This is a genomic window from Streptococcus sp. KHUD_018 (assembly GCF_054861215.1).
Genome location: NZ_CM142176.1, coordinates 342,133 through 361,808, shown reverse-complemented (window position 1 = coordinate 361,808; position 19,676 = coordinate 342,133). Strand labels below are relative to the sequence as shown.

The 19,676-nt window shown below is 42.4% G+C and carries 15 protein-coding genes; 5 read left to right on the top strand and 10 right to left on the bottom strand.

All coding sequences use genetic code 11. The features are described 5' to 3' along the window. Positions 1-146: 146 nt before the first annotated feature. Positions 147-1,757, bottom strand: coding sequence for a glycoside hydrolase family 13 protein (locus ACVBD2_RS01965; RefSeq protein ID WP_461685966.1), 1,611 nt, complete (start codon positions 1,755-1,757; stop codon positions 147-149). A 152-nt stretch (positions 1,758-1,909) separates the two neighbouring features. On the opposite strand from ACVBD2_RS01965, the gene ACVBD2_RS01960 reads away from it, so the two are divergent. Further along, the gene (locus ACVBD2_RS01960; protein WP_000743606.1) at positions 1,910-3,394 is read left to right on the top strand and encodes a DUF1846 domain-containing protein; all 1,485 of its coding nucleotides are present in this window, start codon (positions 1,910-1,912) and stop codon (positions 3,392-3,394) included. 132 nt (positions 3,395-3,526) lie between these two features. Here the strand turns inward: ACVBD2_RS01960 and ACVBD2_RS01955 are convergent, their stop codons facing one another. Genes ACVBD2_RS01955 through ACVBD2_RS01935 form a run of 5 tightly spaced genes read right to left on the bottom strand, consistent with a single transcriptional unit; the run spans position 3,527 to position 7,455 of the window. Further along, positions 3,527-4,558 carry a sensor histidine kinase gene (locus tag ACVBD2_RS01955; RefSeq protein WP_001007875.1) on the bottom strand — a complete coding sequence of 344 codons (1,032 nt, stop codon included), beginning with the start codon at positions 4,556-4,558 and terminating at the stop codon, positions 3,527-3,529. Continuing rightward, positions 4,525-5,223 (bottom strand): response regulator transcription factor, encoded by a 699-nt coding sequence (locus ACVBD2_RS01950; protein WP_000404916.1) that lies wholly within the window; start codon positions 5,221-5,223, stop codon positions 4,525-4,527. The genes ACVBD2_RS01955 and ACVBD2_RS01950 overlap by 34 nt, the downstream gene beginning before the upstream one ends. A 12-nt stretch (positions 5,224-5,235) precedes the next feature. After that, positions 5,236-5,958, bottom strand: coding sequence for a hypothetical protein (locus tag ACVBD2_RS01945; protein ID WP_000588282.1), 723 nt, complete (start codon positions 5,956-5,958; stop codon positions 5,236-5,238). Next, positions 5,958-6,746: a lantibiotic ABC transporter permease gene (locus ACVBD2_RS01940; protein ID WP_461685965.1), complete on the bottom strand. Its 789-nt coding sequence runs from the start codon at positions 6,744-6,746 to the stop codon at positions 5,958-5,960. Before ACVBD2_RS01940 ends, ACVBD2_RS01945 begins: the two co-directional genes overlap by 1 nt. Position 6,747: 1 nt before the next feature. Further along, positions 6,748-7,455 carry an ABC transporter ATP-binding protein gene (locus tag ACVBD2_RS01935; protein WP_461685964.1) on the bottom strand — a complete coding sequence of 236 codons (708 nt, stop codon included), beginning with the start codon at positions 7,453-7,455 and terminating at the stop codon, positions 6,748-6,750. Positions 7,456-7,740: 285 nt separating this feature from the next. Here ACVBD2_RS01935 and ACVBD2_RS01930 point away from each other — a divergent pair, with 285 nt between their 5' ends. After that, positions 7,741-8,223: an S-ribosylhomocysteine lyase gene (locus ACVBD2_RS01930; protein WP_461685963.1), complete on the top strand. Its 483-nt coding sequence runs from the start codon at positions 7,741-7,743 to the stop codon at positions 8,221-8,223. A 54-nt stretch (positions 8,224-8,277) separates the two neighbouring features. Here ACVBD2_RS01930 and ACVBD2_RS01925 read toward each other — a convergent pair whose 3' ends face one another. Together ACVBD2_RS01925 and pflB are read right to left on the bottom strand one after the other, a co-directional pair. Continuing rightward, a complete protein-coding gene (locus tag ACVBD2_RS01925) occupies positions 8,278-10,383 on the bottom strand; it encodes an ATP-dependent Clp protease ATP-binding subunit (protein WP_461685962.1) in 2,106 nt (701 codons plus the stop codon). 392 nt (positions 10,384-10,775) lie between these two features. Next, a complete protein-coding gene (pflB, locus tag ACVBD2_RS01920) occupies positions 10,776-13,091 on the bottom strand; it encodes a formate C-acetyltransferase (RefSeq protein ID WP_000260613.1) in 2,316 nt (771 codons plus the stop codon). Between the two features lie 236 nt (positions 13,092-13,327). On the opposite strand from pflB, the gene dinB reads away from it, so the two are divergent. After that, positions 13,328-14,389: a DNA polymerase IV gene (gene dinB, locus ACVBD2_RS01915; protein WP_461685961.1), complete on the top strand. Its 1,062-nt coding sequence runs from the start codon at positions 13,328-13,330 to the stop codon at positions 14,387-14,389. 33 nt (positions 14,390-14,422) lie between these two features. Here dinB and ACVBD2_RS01910 read toward each other — a convergent pair whose 3' ends face one another. Both ACVBD2_RS01910 and ACVBD2_RS01905 read right to left on the bottom strand, forming a co-directional pair. After that, positions 14,423-15,268 carry an undecaprenyl-diphosphate phosphatase gene (locus ACVBD2_RS01910; protein WP_000273567.1) on the bottom strand — a complete coding sequence of 282 codons (846 nt, stop codon included), beginning with the start codon at positions 15,266-15,268 and terminating at the stop codon, positions 14,423-14,425. A 59-nt stretch (positions 15,269-15,327) separates the two neighbouring features. After that, positions 15,328-17,217: a DUF2207 family protein gene (locus ACVBD2_RS01905; RefSeq protein ID WP_461685960.1), complete on the bottom strand. Its 1,890-nt coding sequence runs from the start codon at positions 17,215-17,217 to the stop codon at positions 15,328-15,330. A gap of 132 nt (positions 17,218-17,349) precedes the next feature. Between ACVBD2_RS01905 and ACVBD2_RS01900 the strand changes: the two genes are divergently transcribed. Together ACVBD2_RS01900 and ACVBD2_RS01895 are read left to right on the top strand one after the other, a co-directional pair. Beyond that, the gene (locus tag ACVBD2_RS01900) at positions 17,350-18,912 is read left to right on the top strand and encodes an ABC transporter substrate-binding protein/permease (protein WP_000732052.1); all 1,563 of its coding nucleotides are present in this window, start codon (positions 17,350-17,352) and stop codon (positions 18,910-18,912) included. Further along, positions 18,912-19,652, top strand: a complete 741-nt coding sequence (locus ACVBD2_RS01895; protein WP_001075499.1) for an amino acid ABC transporter ATP-binding protein — start codon at positions 18,912-18,914, stop codon at positions 19,650-19,652. Before ACVBD2_RS01900 ends, ACVBD2_RS01895 begins: the two co-directional genes overlap by 1 nt. The last annotated feature ends 24 nt before the right edge of the window (positions 19,653-19,676 follow it).

Below are 19,676 nucleotides of genomic sequence, written 5' to 3'. Positions count from 1 at the left end.
TTTTCACCATTATACCCTATTTTTTCATAAAAGCAAGGACTTTCGACAGATTTTTTAGAAAATTCTAACAAATATTTTTTAAAGATTTTTCTACATAATTTTTAGTAAAAGAACCTCAAGCATCAAAGACTTGAGGTTCTCTCATTTTAGTCAGTCATTTCCACACAGAAGGCTTCCCATGGAGCCAAGGTCTGTTTCTCAAGCGCTTCTTGAGCCACAGTGTTTTCAATCAAGACAGATTTCACTTTTCCTTCTACTGAAAAGTTTTGTTTTTCATTGGACAAATTAGCCACGACTAGGAATCGACGGTCACCGTCCTTACGGATATAAGCAAAGACCTTATCAGTCGTATCAAGTAGTTCAAAGTCAGCTCGAATCAGCCAGCTATTCTCCTTACGGATTTGAACCAGCTTCTGATAGGTATAGAAAATAGAATCTGGATTTGCCAGTGCTTCTTGAACGTTGATTTCTTCGTAGTTTGGATTGACTGCCAACCAAGGGTAACCTGTTGAGAAGCCAGCATTTTTACTCTCATCCCATTGCATCGGAGTACGGGCATTATCACGACCGATGACACGGATACTGTCCATAATTTCCTCCAGAGAAACACCTTTTTCAAGAGCTTCACGCGCATAGTTGAGGGATTCTATATCCTCTACTTGGTCCAGTGTTTCAAACGGATAATTGGTCATCCCAATCTCCTCACCCTGGTAGATATAAGGTGTCCCTCTCATGAGATGAAGCAGGATTGCAAAGGCTTTAGCAGATTTTTCACGGTATTCTTGGTCATTTCCCCAGATAGAGACGATGCGAGGGAGGTCATGGTTGTTCCAGAAGAGGGAATTCCAACCGTCTTCAACTCCCAACTCTGTCTGCCATTTGTTGAAAATTTCCTTTAATTTCCCTACATTTAACTCTTTTTGGTAGTGCCACTTAGGTTGCCCTTCCTGATACTGAAGACAGATGTGTTCAAACTGGAAGACCATTGACAATTCTTGTCCTTTTGGATCCGAGTAAAGCTTAGCAATCTCTGGCGTTGCTCCCCAGGTCTCTCCTACTGTCAAGAGATCTTTGTCGCCAAAGGTTGCTTGATTCATTTCCTTGAGATAGGGATGGAGCATAGGACCATTATTCACTACCTTCTCATCAGGAATTTTCCCAATCATGTCAATGACATCCATACGGAAACCGCCAATGCCTTTCTCAATCCAGAAGTTCATCATCTCATAAATTTTCTGGCGCACTTTTTCATTTTCCCAGTTGAGATCAGGCTGTTTCTTACTGAAAAAGTGGAGATAGTATTGACCCGACTTTTCATCGTATTCCCAAGCAGATCCACTAAAGATAGACTCCAAATCATTGGACTCATCCCGCCAGATATAGTAGTCTCGCTCAGGGCTGTCAGGATTTTCACAGGCCTCTACAAACCAGGCGTGTTCATCCGAGGTATGATTGACCACCAAGTCCATGATAATTCGAATATCACGCTTCTTAGCTTCTGCGATCAGTTCATCCATATCCTCCATGGTTCCGAAAATAGCTGCAATGGCTTGATAATCAGCAATATCATAGCCATTATCGTCCATAGGGCTGTCATAAACAGGAGAAAGCCAAATCGCTGTGATTCCTAACTTAGCTAGATAGTCTAACTTACTAGTAATTCCTGGCAAATCGCCAATCCCATCTCCGTTGCTGTCCATAAAACTCTTTGGATAGACTTGATAGACTACGGCATTGTGCCACCATTTTTCTTGCATTTTCTTACCTCATTGTTTTAATAATCTACAGTCTATGATAGCGCTTTTTTTAACTTAGTGCAAGCGTTTGCCTAATCTTTTTAATTTCTTTTTTAGCTCCGTAGTTTCCTATCTTCCAATTTTTTATTATAATAGAGGTCAGAGGTAAAAAAATGAAAAAACAAGCTTTTAGTTCTGAACAATATTTGAATCTACAGCGCGACCATATCTTGGAGCGCATCAACCAATTTGATGGCAAGCTCTATTTGGAGTTTGGTGGCAAAATGTTAGAAGATTTCCACGCTGCCCGTGTTCTTCCCGGTTATGAGCCTGACAACAAAATCAAGCTCTTGCAAGAATTGAAAGAGCAGGTTGAGGTTGTGATTGCTATTAACGCAAGCAACATCGAGCATTCTAAAGCGCGTGGCGACCTAGGCATTTCTTATGACCAAGAAGTTCTTCGTTTGATTGACAAATTCAATGAGCTGGGAATTTTTGTTGGTTCCGTTGTCATCACACAGTACGCTGGCCAACCAGCTGCAGATGCCTTCCGCAACCAACTTGAGAAAAACGGGATTGATTCTTATCTTCATTATCCAATCAAAGGATACCCGACTGATATGGACCACATCATTTCTCCAGAAGGTATGGGGAAAAACGACTACATCAAAACCAGTCGCAACTTGATTGTCGTAACTGCTCCTGGACCTGGTTCTGGGAAATTGGCAACTTGTATGTCAAACATGTACCATGACCAAATCAATGGTATCAAGTCTGGCTACGCTAAATTTGAAACCTTCCCTGTCTGGAATCTGCCCCTTCATCATCCAGTCAACTTGGCCTACGAGGCTGCCACAGCAGACCTTGATGATGTCAACATGATTGACCCCTTCCATCTCCAAACCTACGGAGAAACCACTGTCAATTACAACCGTGATATCGAAATATTCCCAGTGCTCAAACGTATGTTGGAACGCATTCTCGGTGAATCTCCGTACGCTTCACCAACAGACATGGGTGTCAACATGGTTGGTTTTGCTATTACAGATAATGAAGCTGCTATCGAAGCTTCTAAACAAGAAATCATCCGTCGCTACTATCAGACTGTACTTGATTTTAAAGCTGAAAAAGTCGGAGAATCTGCTGTCAAGAAGATTGAACTTCTCATGAACGACCTCGGTATCACACCTGCAGACCGTAAGGTTGCTGTTGCTGCACGCCAAAAAGCAGAAGAAACTGGTGGCCCTGCCCTAGCTCTCGAATTGCCATCTGGCGACATTGTCACTGGTAAAAACTCAGAACTCTTTGGTCCTACAGCCGCTGCCTTGATTAATGCCATCAAGAAATCAGCTGACATCGCTAAAGAAGTGAAACTAATCGAGCCTGAAGTTGTCAAACCAATTCAAGGCCTTAAGATTAATCATCTCGGCAGTCGCAATCCACGCCTGCATTCAAATGAAATCCTGATTGCTCTTGCAATCACAGCTATGGAAAATCCTGATGCTGCGCGTGCCATGGAAGAACTTGGCAACCTCAAAGGAAGCGAAGCCCACTCAACCATCATCTTGACCGACGAAGACAAGAATGTCCTTCGCAAACTAGGCATCAACGTAACCTTTGACCCATTCTACCAATACGATCGCTTGTATCGGAAGTAAATAAACAAGGCTGGATAAAACTCAATTCGAGGGAAAAATCCAGTAAATCTTTACATGATAAAAGATAAAACGCATAATATCAAGGCTTTTGAACACTTGATATTATGCGTTTTTATGATTTTCAATTCTCATTTATTTCAATGAAGTTGTCAACTCGACACAGGCGCCTCCTTGGTCTGGATTGAGCAGGGTCAGACGACCACCGTGCAAGAAAGCTACCTGCTTAGAAAAGGCTAAGCCGATACCATGATGGGGATTAGCTGAATTGCGGCTTTGGTCACTCTGATAAAAGAGCCGTTCCGCTCCCAGCAGCATCTCCTCTGAAAATGCAGGGCCATTGTTCCAGATAGCAAAAACCAACTGGTCCTGCTGCACTGATACCATCAGCTTTACTTCCTTTTGATTCTGGTCTGCATGTTCAAGCGCATTCAGTAAAATATTGAGCAAAGCTCGCTTGAGATAGTCCAAATGAATTGACAAAATCAGACTAAGCTCACAATCTTCTTGGAGGTAGAAACGATGGCTTTCCTGTTTGCTGAACAGCGCCCAGTCGTCCTGTAAAGAAGCCAAAAAGTCCTCCAAGGAAAGCTGAATGAACTGATTAGAATCAATCTGAAAAGTCTTAGCGTAATCAATCAAAGAGCCACAATACTCTTCCATCTTGTGACTAGCCTGCAAAATCTCAGCAGCATAGTCTGCCTGAGGCTGGCTCAACTGCGCCAATTCCAAGAGCTCAGCATTCCCCTTAATCACAGTTAAGGGCGTTTTCAAATCGTGCGATGTCGCTGATAGCTGTAGAATCAATTCCTGATTATGCTGCTGCTCTTTTTCTAGAAGACGAGCATTTTCTTGATGGCTGCTTCGTAAATCGCTATAAACTTCTAGCATTTCCTCGATCCGAAAAAGCTGGCTTTGATTTTCTTCTAAAAGCTTCTCGCTCCTTAGCATTTTTATTTCCCTGTCGATTTTTCGGAGCAATTTCAAAATATGATAAAAAGTAATCAGCAGCAAGCTCCCTGCCCAAAAGAACAAGGTGAAAAGGGCATAATCGCTGCCTTGTGTAAATTCATAGCCGATAAGCACAAAAATCAAAACATGAAAAAAGACGATTTTTAAACTGGTTGTCCAGACTAGGCTTTTGAAATTTCGGGTTCTAATTGCCATCTATAGCCTACTCCTCTCACTGTTGCGATTGCTTGCAGCCCTTCTTGTTTGCATTTTTGGCGAATCTGATATACATATTCTGAGATGGAGCGAAGCTGTGTTTCTGAGCTTTCTGGATAAAGTAAGGTATGCAGGCGTTCAGCTGAAAAGGTCTGTTTGGGATTGCTAGCTAGTAAATGCAGCAATTTAAACTCTCGCTCTGAGAATTTCAAGACTTTACCAAAACAGGCAACTTCATAGCGCTCCGGATAAAATTGACAAGAAGCAATTTCAGAATAGCGCTCCTCACGTCTTTCCTCCCGCCGAAGATGAGCTCTGACACGCGCCAGCAATTCTTTGGTTCCAAAAGGCTTGACAACATAGTCATCTGCTCCACGAAAGAGCCCTTCCACCTTGTCCGCCTCCAACTCCTTGGCCGTCAGAAAGATGATTGGACACGAAAGATGAGGACGAATGTAGGAACACAGCTCAAAACCATTTACAGGCTCCATCATCACATCCAGCAGAATCAAGTCATATCCGACAAAATGCGTCAGCTCTAGCTCTTCTATCTGATCAAGCGTCGTCACATCATAAGCATCAAGCTCTAGGACGTTTTTCACCAGCTTCAAAATGCTTTGGTCGTCATCAACCACCAAAATACGATACTGTCTCATAATTTCCATTATAGCATACCTCTAGCGAACATCTCGTTTCAAGGTTAAGAATATAGCAGAGCTCCAAACCAAAGCTAACCATAACAGCTGTGTTCCCAGCCCTGATAGATCTATTGAATGCTGAAGCCCTTCATACTCAAAAAGATTTAGCGTAGCCAGATCGGGCAGGTATTTTGCTTCTTTGATGAAAGTTGCCAATAGACGGCTGAGACCAATCAAGAGAGGAAAGAGCACCGACACCGGCACAATCCAAGATTGAAAGAGCAAAGCGAGTCCAGCTGCTAAAAAAGCCAGAAAAAGATTGCTGAGAAGACCAAAAGAGCTGTAATAGAGGAATTCCCCCAGTAAGGACCAGCTGAAGGCTAGGTCAAAACGAGCCAGCATAACAAGGAAACAACTGCCTATCACGACACTGTAGAGAGCCAAGAGCAGCAAGGCCAGAAAAAGGCTTTTCCCAGCCAACCAAGCCTTTCTATTTGATACGGTTAGAAAATTCGTTCGCATCCCTGACTTGACAAACTCCTGGGCAAAATAGAGGGAAGTAAAGATGACGATGACAGGCTGCGCCAGATAGAGGGCATGCAAAGCCTCGCTCAGAGCCTTCGTCTGGCCAACTGCTGTCTGACTGTAGTCAAGATTCATCAGAAAAAAAGGAACGACTACCAGAGCCACCAAGGCGGCACCAAGAGCGAGATAGTAAGAACGGAACTTAATCCATTCGCTTCTAAGTAGAGCTTTTATCATCAGTATCGCCCTCCTAAATCCGTCTTCAAAAAGCGCAGAGAGGTAATACCGCCGATGACTAGTAACCATGCACCAAGTATCAACAGTCCTTGTGAGGGATTGTTGGCATATTGGGAAGTCGGCGTTGCAGTAAACAACTCTCCTGCCGGCTGTGGCAAATAAGCCCCCCAACTCGTGTGAGCTGCCAGGTAGTTTCCCAGATTATAGATCTGTGGCACGAGAAAAAGCAGAGGAACTAGCATGGTCCGAGCCAATAAACCTAACAAAAACGAAAGGATTCCTAATAAGGTTAGAGATAAAGTTTTCCACAAAATCAAACTCCAAGCTACCTGATTGAGCAGAATCGGATCAAGCCCTTCCTTTCCTAAAGCCAGATGCATGACCATATAACTAAAGTAAATTGATAAAAAGCTAGTGGCAAGAGAAAAGCAAGTGAAGGTCATGAGTTTTCCGACAAGCAGCTTCAGACGGTTATTACAGGTCAAGAGGCTAGTTCTCAAGCTATGAGACTGAAATTCCATAGCTCCCAAAATTCCAGCTAAGATGACCAAAACCATGCCTGCCATAGAAGCTCCATTGAGGCCTAGATATTCCAGCGGATCAATGGCTTCTGCCAGACCGGGAACCGTCTTAGGGGTGGCATCCAAGCCAATAGACAAATACTGTCGGCCCTCCAGCCAGGATACAGCAGGCACCAATAGCAGCATGAAGGCCATACTCACTCTGAAAGCCTTGGTTGAGCGAATTTTCAACCATTCCGAATGCAATAAGGACATCGTTTCTTTCATCTTAAACCTCCTCTGTCAAATCAAAGAAGAGATCTTCTAGACTGTCTGAATCTTGCAGTACCTCTTCCAATTGTCCCTGCTCAATAATTCGCCCATGATGAATCAAGACTACATCATCTGTCACCATTTGCACCTCTGATAAGATATGAGAAGATAGAAGTACCGTTTTCCCTAAATCAGCCTGCTGACGGATGAACTTTCTAAACCATTTGATCCCACTTGGATCCAGTCCATTAGTCGGCTCATCTAATATGAGAAACTGAGGATCACCCAGCAAAGCTGCTGCCAGACCCAGCCGCTGACCTTCCCCCAGAGACAGGCTTGATAAGAGGTCCTTCCTCTTATGAGCGATTCCAGTCATCTCCAAAACCTCATCAATTCGAGACTTGGGAATAGCATTACTCGCCGCGATAATTCGCAGATGGTCATAGACCTTTCGATTTGTCAGACCGCCTATGCCGTCAAAGGCTGCACCTACAGTTCTGAGCGGATAGGTCATTGACTGATAGGTTTGCCCATCAAAAGTCGCAGTACCAGACGTCGCCCGATCTAACCCCAAGAGAATCCTCAAGGTCGAACTTTTCCCTGCACCATTTGGGCCCAGAAAGGCTGTAATCCGACCGCTTCTAGCTGTAAAAGAAATATCTTCCAAAATCTGCTTGCTCCCATGCTTTTTGCAGACGCCTTCTATTTTCACCATATGTTCCATACTGAACTCCTTTATCTTTATTTCCTCCAGTATACCCAATCTAGTTCAGAATTAGTTCAGAGATCAAGCAAAAATTCTAAAAGTTGACTCCACTTTTCAAAAGTTGCTCTAGCTTCATTAGAAAGAACTCAGTTTTTCTTTTCCTTTACTCCATTCTTTCTTTATAATTCTGAGGTTTATGTATGGGGACTTTATTATCATTCTAGTACCAAAAAGTCATTTATCAAACTCCATCAAGAGCAGGCTTTATGATATAATGAAAGAAGAAAACTGAAAGGAACGACCATGTCAAAAGAAGTTATTGTTGAAAGTTTTGAACTTGACCACACCAATGTTAAAGCACCCTATGTTCGCTTGATTGGAGAAGAAACAGGACCAAAGGGAGATATCATCTCCAACTTTGATATTCGCTTGGTGCAACCAAATGAAGACTCTATCCCTACCGCTGGCCTTCACACTATCGAGCACCTCTTGGCCAAACTCATCCGTACCCGCATTGACGGCATGATTGACTGTTCGCCATTTGGCTGCCGTACAGGTTTTCACATGATTATGTGGGGGCGCCATACCAGTGCTGAAATCGCGGCTGTTATCAAGGATTCGCTCAAGGAAATCGCTGAAACCACTACTTGGGAAGATGTCCCTGGAACAACCATCGAATCTTGCGGAAACTACAAAGACCACAGCCTCTTTTCTGCTAAAGAATGGGCAAAACTCATCTTGGAACAAGGAATCTCAGATGATGCCTTTGAGCGTCATATCATCTAAACACAAAAGGAACCAGCTTTTTAGCTAGTTCCTTTTTATTCTCAAAATCTCGACTTAGGCTTTTTCGCGAATGACCAAAACGCCATCTTCCATATCTGCTTCCAGATGTTTGGCATCTAGATGATCCAAGTGGAAGTCTGTCACCTTATCACGGATTTGTTGCTCAACCACGCGGCGGAGCGGACGAACACCCATAACTTCGTCATAACCTTCTTCTGTGATAAAGTCCTTAGCTGCTTGGCTGACTTCCAAGTCAATGTCTTTCTTAGCCAAGGTTTGGTTGACCTCAGCCAACATCAAGTCCACAATCTTAGAAAGATCTTCCTTATTTAAGTGTGAGAACTCGATAACTGCGTTAAAGCGGTTGAGGAACTCTGGACGGAAGAATGGTTTCAAGCGATCCATCAATTCTGGTTTATCCGCATCTTCTGTCAAGTTGGCTTCATAGCCAAATCCAGCATTTGATGTTGCGATAATGACAGTGTTTTTAAAGTTAACGGTATTTCCTTGACCGTCAGTCAAACGACCATCATCCAAGACTTGGAGGAGAAGGGTGATTACTTGAGGATCAGCCTTTTCAATCTCGTCCAAGAGAATGATAGAGTATGGATTGCGGCGAACACGTTCTGTCAAGGTATTGCTATTGTCATCATACCCCACATAACCTGCTGTTGTACCGATCAACTTAGATACAGCTGTGCGGTCACTGTATTCAGACATATCCAAACGAATGATAGCATCCTTAGTTCCAAACATATCCAGCGCCAATTGCTTAGCAAGTTCTGTCTTACCAACCCCAGTTGGGCCTACAAAGAGGAAGCTACCAATTGGGCGATTGCCTTCATCAAAACCAGCACGGTTACGACGGATAGCACGAGCTACTGCTTCAACCGCCTTATCTTGGCCGATTACCTTGTGTTCCAAGCGATGAGCCATATCTTTCAAACGTTCGATGTCTGACGCTCCCATTTGTGACACTGGAATACCTGTCATTCGTTCCACAGATTCAGCCACATCGTTGATGCTTGCAGTCACTTTCATGTCTTCTGTGTGGTTTTCGACTTTTTTCTCTAATTCTGCAATACGTGTTTTAGCATTGAGAGCTGCTTCAAAGTCTTCTGCCTCAACTGCTTTTTCTTGCTTGTCTTTTTCTGCCTCGATTTCACGTTCAACAGCATGAACATCTGTTACAGGATGTTGAGCTGCCAAGTGAGCTGCCGTTACATCGACAAGGTCAATAGCCTTATCTGGCAAGCTGCGTTGAGGAATGTATTGGACAGAATAATCCACTGCTGCTTTCAAGACTTCGTCTGGCAAGATCACATTGTGATGTTGTTGATAGAGGTCACGAATCCCTTGAAGGATTTTAAAAGTATCCTCTGCCGAAGGAGCATTGACCTTCACTTCGTTGAAACGACGAGCAAGAGCTGCATTTTTCAAGATGGTGTTACGGTATTCGTCTTGAGTTGTCGCTCCAATAACGGTCAATTCACCACGAGAGAGAGCTGGCTTGAGAATGTCCGCAAGCCCTTTAGAACCACTGTCTCCACCAGTGCTACCAGCTCCGAGAATTTGGTGAATTTCATCAAAGAAGAGGATAACATTTCCTGCTTCTTTCACTTCATTGACTAAGTTTTGAACATTTTCTTCAAAGCTACCACGGTATTGAGTACCAGCCTCAAGACCTGAGATATCAATGGAAATAATTTCCTTGTTCTTAATAGCAGCTGGGACATCTCCGTTCACAATAGCTTGTGCTAGACCTTCGACAACGGCTGTTTTACCAACACCTGCATCTCCGACAAGTACAGGATTGTTCTTGGTACGACGGGATAGGATTTCAGATGTTTCTTGAATTTCCTTGTTTCGTCCGATAACAGGATCCAACTTGCCCTCACGAGCTTCTGCGGTCAAGTTTCGACCTAGTTTAGCAAGTATACCGTCTTGTTTCATACCTGAAGCATGTTGTTGCATTTGCGCATCAGATTCTACATTTCCTGGCAATTGACCAGTTGCACGATAATGAGCAAATTCCTCAGGTGTCACTTCTCGTCCATTAATCAAGTAGCGACGGTTTTCAGAACTATATCCTCGCATACCACCCATCAATTGGTTAAATAAATCATCCATGTTGTTAAAGTTATTAAAGTTGTTGTTCATATTCTTTACCTCGTTTATTGTTAGTTATTTGCGATCTCTGATATTGACTATCTTTGACCTTTGTTTTAAAAATTTTAGACTAACTAACTAGCTACCCTACATATAATTTCTGGTTTTTCTTTCTTAAATAAGCCTTCTATCATCTTCTTTTCAAAGTCTGTTAGATTTAACATAGGCCTCACCCCTTTCTCGGGATTCTATACCTCATTCTCAAAGACTAATTCGTTGAAAATGAGCTTTTTAAGGAATTCATTTTCCTTATGTTTCTACTATATCACTTTGGTCAGTAAAAGTCAATAACTTTTTGACCAAATTTGACTATTTTTTTAAAAATTTTTAAGCACACAAAAAGCCAGTCATATCGACTGGCTTTTCTCTATTCCAATTGAATCTTAGCTCAATGCGTCATCCATTGAAAGAACTTCGTGGAAGACACGTTGTGTCAATTCAGTTTTTTGTTCTGGAGTGAGGTATTTAGTATTTACACAGTATCCAGAGATACGTACGATAACGTCTTCACCTGACATGATCTTTTCGTAAACATCGTTCAAGTCCATAACGTTCAAGTTAACGTGTTGTCCACCGTTTTCGAAGTAACCATCAAGGATTGTTACCAAGTTATCAACTTGTTCGTCACGAGTCTTACCAAGAGCACGTGGAGAAACTTGAGTTGTCAATGAGATACCGTCAGCTGCGTAACCAAAGTCTAGGCTAGCAAGTGAGTTCAAGTTTTGCAACCATCCACCTTTAGCTTTGTTAGAAGGGTTAGCACCTGGTGAGAAGAATTCAAGTTTAGACAAGTTCACAGAACCATCTTCGTTGAGGTATACACCTTTGTGGACTGGTGAGTTACCAGTTTGTTTAGAGTAAGCAACGTTAGATGTGATTGTCAAAAGTGATACTGTAGCTTCTGCGTCTTTGTAAAGTTTGTGGCTACGTAGACGTGTTGTGTAAGCTTCGATCAACCATTCTGCCAATTCGTTTGAACGTGGGTCATCTTCACCCCAACGTGGGTATTCACCGATTGTTTCGTAATCGTAGATGTAGCCATCTTCATCACGGATTGGTTTAACAGTAGCGTATTTAATCGCTGACAATGTATCAACAGTGTTAGCAAATCCACAGATACCGAATCCCATGTTGGCACGTTGTTTAGTTGGCAAGAAGGCCATTTGAACAGCTTCGTAGTTGTACTTGTCAGTCATGTAGTGGATGATGTTCAAAGCATCTACATAAGTGTCAGTCAACCAGTCAAGAGATTTTTCAAAGTTCGCTTTAACTGATTCAAATTCAAGAACTTCGTCACGGATAGGATCGATGTCAAATACTTTGTAGTCTTTGTGAACATCGTCGTAACCACCGTTCAAACCAGTAAGAAGAGCTTTCAAAACGTTTACACGAGCACCGAAGTACTGGATGTTGTGGCGTTGATCTTCGTTTTCTGGGTCAAGTGGTGACACACAGCATGAGATACAGCTCATTTCTCCGTATCCGTCTTTAGCCATTGTTGTCACACCTTCGTATTGGATAGAAGAGTGTTTGTGGCTCATATGCATACAGTAGCGACGGAAGTTGTATGGCAATTTGTCTGTCCAAAGAACTGTCAAGTTTGGCTCTGGAGAGTTACCGATGTTGTCAAGAGTGTTCAAGAAACGGTAGTCCATCTTAGTAACACGGTGACGACCGTCGTTACCCATACCAGCCATAGAAGTTGTGATGAAAGTTGGGTCACCTGAGTACAATTGGTCATAAGCTTTTGTACGAGCAAATTTAACTGTGCGAAGTTTCATAACGAAATCATCAACGAATTCTTGGATTTCTGATTCAGTAAATGTACCACGAGCAAGGTCACGTTCTGCAAAGATATCCAATACGATTGGTACACGTCCTAGAGATGTTGCAGCACCGTTGATAACACGGCAGACAGCCATGAAGGCGATGTTAACCCATTGGATTGCTTCTTTCGTGTTCATCGCTGGTTTGCGGACATCAACTCCGTAAAGGTCACCCAAGCGAACAACTTGTTGCAATGCTTGGTATTGAAGGTTTACTTCTTCACGAAGACGGATTGTTTCTTCATCAATTTCTTTAATTGCATTCCAGTCGTTGACTTTTTCTTGCATCAAGTAGTCTGCACCGTAAAGAGCAAGACGTGCGTAAACACCGATGATACGTCCACGTGAGTAGGCATCTGGAAGACCAGTTACAGTGTGAGCGTGACGAGCACGACGAATGTTTGAAGTGTAGGCACGGAAGATACCATCGTTAACTGTTGTTACGTATTTAGTGAAGATTTCGTGAACAGCTGGATCTGGTTCGTATCCATTTTCTTTCAAAGTAGTTTCAGCCATACGGATACCACCTTTTGGCATGAAGTTCAATTTGAAGAGTTCATCGTTTTGGATACCGAAAATCAATTCGTTTTCTTTGTCGATAAATCCAGCAGGAATATCAGCAATAGATGTCGGACGAGTGTCCATTGGGAAACGAGTTTCTTCGTAGTGTGCTTTTGTTTCTTCTACGATTTTTTTGATGTGAAGTGAACGTTCTGTTGGTCCAGCAAGGAAACTTTCATCTCCATCGTAAGGTGTGTAGTTGGCTTGAACGAAGCGAGAAATACTTGCTTTTTCTTTCCAATCTACGCCTTTGAAGCCTTCCCAAGCTTTATCAAAAATATCTTGTGCTTCAACAACTGTCTTAACAACCATGTTAATGTCCTCATTTTTCTTTCTAGTAACAGTCATCTGTTACATTCATGAGACCAGTATACCATACAGTAACCGATTTCAACAAGCGAAAAAAGGCTTTTTTATCACTTTCTTTTCTAATACAGTCTGTTTATCGGCGCAATCTGTATTATATATTTGAAAGAATGAGTACTCTTTTCCATTTTTTCAGAAAAAAAGGTATAATGAATAAAAAATGACATTAGAAAGGAAGCAAAATGCTCATATTTCCATTGATTAATGATTTGTCCAGAAAAATCATCCATATCGACATGGATGCCTTTTTTGCTGCGGTGGAAATAAGAGACAATCCTAAGTTAAAAGGAAAACCTGTCATCATTGGGAGTGATCCCAGACAAACAGGCGGACGGGGAGTTGTGTCTACTTGTAGCTACGAGGCACGAGCCTTTGGCATTCACTCTGCCATGAGTTCTAAAGAAGCTTATGAGCGTTGTCCTCAAGCCGTCTTTATCTCGGGAAATTATGAAAAATACAAAACTGTGGGACTTGAGATTCGAGCTATTTTTAAACGTTACACCGACCTGATTGAACCTATGAGTATTGACGAAGCCTACTTGGATGTGACGGAAAATAAACTCGGTATCAAGTCAGCTGTCAAAATAGCTCGTCTCATTCAACAAGATATCTGGCAGGAACTACACCTGACTGCTTCTGCAGGTGTTTCTTATAACAAATTTCTAGCTAAAATGGCCAGCGATTATCAAAAGCCACATGGTTTGACAGTTATCCTCCCAGAACAAGCTCAAGATTTTCTCAAACAAATGGACATTGCTAAATTCCATGGCGTGGGCAAGAAAACAGTGGAAAGGCTTCATGAAATGGGCATTTATACTGGCGCAGACTTATTAGACGTTTCTGAAGTCACTTTAATCGATCGGTTTGGCAGACTCGGTTTTGACCTTTATCGGAAGGCCAGAGGCATCCACAACTCTCCAGTCAAGTCCAATCGCATTCGTAAGTCCATCGGCAAGGAGAAAACCTATGGAAAAATTCTCCAGGCTGAAGAAGACATCAAAAAAGAGCTGACTCTTCTCTCTGAAAAAGTAGCTCTCAATCTCAACCGGCAAGATAAAGCTGGAAAAATCATTATCCTTAAAATTCGTTATACTGACTTCTCCACTCTGACTAGACGAAAAAGCCTCCCACAAGCAACACAGGACGCTAGTCAGATTTCTCAAACCGCCCTTCAACTTTACGAAGAACTAGCCGAAAAAGAGAAAGGCGTTCGTCTACTAGGAATCACAGTGACAGGATTTTAAAAAGCTTGAAGGGAGATTCCTTCAAGCTTTTTCTTATACAAACAAACGCACAAAACTATAGAGCAACAAGACACTACCGAGTACAATACGGTATTTACCAAAGAGTGTAAAGTCGTGTTTCTTCACATAGCTGGTCAAGAAACGAATAGCAACCATGCTGACCGCGAAGGCAACACCCATAGCAACCAAGAGCAAGAACAGTTGTCCAAAACTCAAGAGTTGACCTGCTTTAATAAATTTGAAAATCTTTAAAGCACTAGCCCCAAACATAACAGGAATTCCGAGATAGAAGGTAAACTCTGTTACGACTGAGCGACTTGTTCCATTCAACAAACCACCAACAATCGTCGCACCTGAACGGCTCGTTCCAGGAAAGAGGGCGAGAACTTGGAAGAGCCCAATGTAAAGGGCTGTTTTATAAGGTAACTTGTCTAGCTCTGTTACTGTTGGTTCAATGGCTTGCGCCTTATTTCGTTTTTCAAGATAGATAAAGGCAACACCATAGATAATCAACATAATCGCAACTGAAACCATGTTGTGGAAGTTGGCATCAAACCAATCATCCAACTTAAAGACCAACAGTAAAGGCAAGGTCGCAACGAAAACTTTTGACCATAACTGCCAAGTTCGACGAACTTCGACCTTGGTTTTACCAGGTTTGAAGGGATTGAGCTTGTTAAAGTAAATTACCATAACGGCTAAAATAGCACCGAGCTGAATGACAACATTAAACATGGACATAAAGGCTTCATTCTGGTCCTTGTATTGTACAAATTCTTCAACCAAAATCAAGTGTCCAGTACTTGAAATTGGCAACCATTCTGTAATTCCTTCAACAATCCCAAAAAAGATTGACTTCAAAATTTCAATAAAATACATGCATTACTCCTTTTTCTGTCCTCTATTATAACATAATTTCGGATGTTGCGATAGATTTTTTAGAAGGCGCCGATGCTACCACCACCTCCGCCTCCTGAGAATCCTCCGCCAGAACTTCCACCTCCAGAAGATACGGAGTAGGTACTTGCTGTGTTTGCAATACTAGCATAGTGGCTCATTTGAGCAGTTGAATGATAAAACATACTGTGCCAGCCATAAGCTACGTAAAGATTGATATCTGGGTTCTCAACTTGAATCTGATAAAATTTCATCAAATGACTCACCTTGTCCGCATAACCAAATAAAGTAGCATAGACAAGGAGGCGATTCCAAAGAACAATACTCTCTAATTCTGCCTTGTCTAGATGGGCGATATCGCGAAGCATGTTTTCAAAACTAGTCCAGAGATAGTATGCTTCTAGTCCTTCTTCGTTTAAAACACCATCACGAGTATCAAATCGGGTCGTCCAATAATAGACGGCGGCTAACATCAAGCTCACAACCCCAAGGATAGGAAGTGGCAGGGAAAGATACCCGTGAGCATCCAAACTATACAAAAACCAGCCAAAACCAACGAAAGCAGGTAGAAGCGTAGAGACACCTATCGTCAATCGCAGGATTTTTTCTCCATTACTCAGTGGACGATAGTAATCTGGAAGTTGCAAAGAGGAAACCCGCTTTCTCACCCCATCCTGCATCTGCTTCAGAGCTTGCTCGAAAGACGACTTAAGCTTACGTCCCGTTTTCTGAATCCGTTTTTCATCAGCTGCTTTTGCACCTTGGTAAAGACTAGTTGACACTTGGTAATCTGCAAACAAATCTGAAACAAGCACTTCTTCTCTTCCTGAAAAGGCCAAATTAAGGCAATCTTTTTCAAAACTTACCAATCCTTTTTCTTTTACGATTTTTAGACGGACCTCATCTCCATTTGAGATGATTGAAACATTTCCACGGTCAATCACATCCAATAAAGTTGCCTGAACGAGTTGGTCAAAGGTGAACTTCCCTCCTCCCTTGGTTAAGGGGCTGACTTCCTCTAAAGAAGTGGAGTAAACAGCTTCCGATAAAACCATCGGTTCTAAGTCCATTGGCGGTTCATAGAGACGGTGATTTTTAGCATATTTCTTCGATGGGGAAGTTTTTCTTCTGTAAATGCAGTATAAAATAACACTAAAGACTAAAGAAAGCGAGAGTAGCAAAGGGATGATCCACGTAACCAGAGCTTTGCTTTGAGCTTTTTCAGCAGCAATGGACTCCTCTATTTTTTCAAATTCTGCTAAACGATTGCCCTTCAATCCCTGATCCAAAGCTGTTCCAAAATCTTTTCTAGGCCAATAGGCATGCAATTCAACCCCACGCTGACGAGGTAGGTTCTGCAAATGAACACGATAATCACTATCTATCTTCTCTACATTGCCCTCTGTAAAGAGTTTCCCTGTATGAAAGAAAAGTTTTTCTGCTCCATTAAAGCCCATTACTCGAAACTCAAAATTTTCGATAGGTTCTGAACTATCCGTCAGAGGTTGCCAATTAAGTTCCGCAATATCATCATATAGAAATAGGAGATTTTTTAGTTGCCATGTGATTACCACTTCAACGGTATCCCCCTCTTGGCCTGGATTATACACTTTTACAGTATACCCTTCCGATTCTTCTATCACTTCACTATTGACATTTTCAATGGCAGCAGCATTTTTCCATACCTGAACCTTCGGACTGGAATCTATTTCAAAGCCCTTTGGCATCTTACCAGCACGACCAAGTCCTACTAGTTGTCCATTAAAATCCTCATCAAAATGATATACTACTTTCTCCCTAAATTCTGCCATATTATCTGCATGAATATACAAATCACCTTGATAAGAGCGAATCTTGAAATCAACCGCAAAAACAGAGAGTGGTAAAATACAAAACAAGCTAAATAAAAGCAAGAAAAAAGTCTTTTTCACAACACAATCCCCCTTTTTATCTTTGCTATCATTATATCATTTTTTATAAGTAAAGGCTTACTTGTATTGAAAATCTCACTATTTTTCGATACAATAGAGAGAGTCATTTTTAGACTAGAAATAGGAGAAAACATGAAAAAATTATGCTTATCTATCCTTGCTAGCCTAGCCCTTACACTGGGATTAGTTAGCCAGGTCCAAGCCGACGAATATTTACGCATCGGGATGGAGGCAGCTTACGCTCCCTTCAACTGGACCCAAGACGACGATAGTAACGGTGCCGTCAAAATCGACGGTACCAACCAATATGCCAACGGCTACGATGTTCAAATTGCTAAAAAGATTGCCAAAGATCTAGGTAAGGAACCTTTGGTCGTTAAAACCAAGTGGGAAGGACTTGTTCCTGCTCTTACTTCTGGCAAAATCGATATGATCATTGCAGGTATGAGCCCAACGGCTGAACGTAAACAAGAAATTGCCTTTTCAAGCAGTTACTATACTAGTGAACCTGTTCTATTGGTCAAAAAGGACTCTGCCTATGCCAACGCCAAATCTTTAAACGATTTTAGCGGAGCAAAAATCACGTCTCAACAAGGCGTTTACCTTTATGACTTGATTTCCCAAATCCCAGGTGCCAAAAAAGAAACAGCCATGGGGGATTTTGCTCAGATGCGTCAAGCACTTGAAGCAGGTGTCATCGATGCCTATGTTTCAGAACGCCCTGAAGCCCTGACCGCTGAATCTGCCAACTCCAAATTCAAGATGGTCCAGCTTGACAAAGGCTTTGAAACCGGAGAAGAAGACACCGCTATTGCCATTGGACTTCGTAAAGATGACAGCCGCATCAGCCAAATCAATGCCAGCATCGAAACCATTTCTAAGGACGAACAAGTAGCTCTTATGGATCGGATGATCAAAGAGCAACCAGTTGAGGCGACAACAACGGAGGAAGAAAGTAGTTTCTTTAGTCAAGTCGCTAAGATCCTTTCTGAAAACTGGCAACAACTCCTGCGTGGTGCTGGCATCACACTCTTGATCTCCATTATCGGAACCATCGCAGGGCTTATTATCGGGCTTGCAATCGGAGTCTTCCGTACGGCCCCTCTATCTGAAAACAAGGCCATCTATGGCTTGCAAAAACTACTTGGCTGGATCCTTAATGTCTATATTGAAATTTTCCGTGGTACGCCTATGATCGTTCAATCTATGGTTATCTACTACGGTACAGCACAAGCCTTCGGTATTAACCTTGACCGTACACTGGCTGCCATCTTCATCGTTTCAATCAACACTGGTGCCTATATGACAGAAATCGTCCGTGGAGGTATCCTAGCAGTCGACAAGGGACAATTTGAAGCCGCAACTGCTCTTGGTATGACCCATAATCAGACCATGCGCAAGGTTGTCCTACCTCAGGTCGTTCGCAATATCTTACCTGCTACTGGTAATGAGTTTGTCATCAATATCAAAGATACCTCTGTATTGAATGTGATCTCTGTGGTAGAACTCTACTTCTCTGGTAATACTGTGGCCACCCAAACTTATCAATACTTCCAGACATTTACAATCATCGCCGTGATTTACTTTGTCCTCACCTTCACAGTGACCCGTATTCTACGCTTTATCGAAAGACGCATGGACATGGATACCTACACTACAGGTGCTAATCAAATGCAAACGGAGGACTTGAAATAATGAATCAACCCATTCTTGAAATTAAACACCTCAAAAAATCCTATGGACAAAATGAAGTCTTAAAAGACATCTCTCTGTCAGTCCACAAAGGAGAGGTTATCTCCATCATCGGGAGCTCAGGAAGCGGAAAATCAACCTTCCTACGTTCTATCAACCTACTTGAAACACCTACAGAGGGAAAGATTCTCTATCGAGGAGAAAACGTCCTTGCGAAAGGCTATGACCTTACTCACTATCGGGAAAAACTCGGAATGGTTTTTCAATCCTTCAATCTCTTTGAAAACCTCGATGTTCTCGAAAATACGATCGTCGCCCAAACGACTGTCCTTAAACGAGAACGCTCTGAAGCTGAAAAAATTGCCAAAGAAAATCTTGAAAAAGTCGGCATGGGAGAACGCTACTGGCAAGCCAAACCCAAACAACTCTCTGGTGGCCAGAAGCAACGTGTGGCCATCGCTCGCGCCCTCTCCATGAATCCTGACGCCATCCTTTTTGACGAACCAACATCTGCCCTGGATCCAGAAATGGTCGGTGAAGTCCTTAAAATCATGCAGGATCTAGCTCAAGAAGGCTTGACCATGATTGTCGTCACCCACGAAATGGAGTTCGCCCGCGATGTCTCACACCGTGTCATCTTTATGGATAAGGGTGTCATTGCCGAAGAAGGCAAGCCAGAAGACCTCTTCACGAACCCTAAAGAAGAACGAACGCGAGAATTTCTTCAGCGCTATCTCAAATAACAAACAAAGACTGCATAAAATATG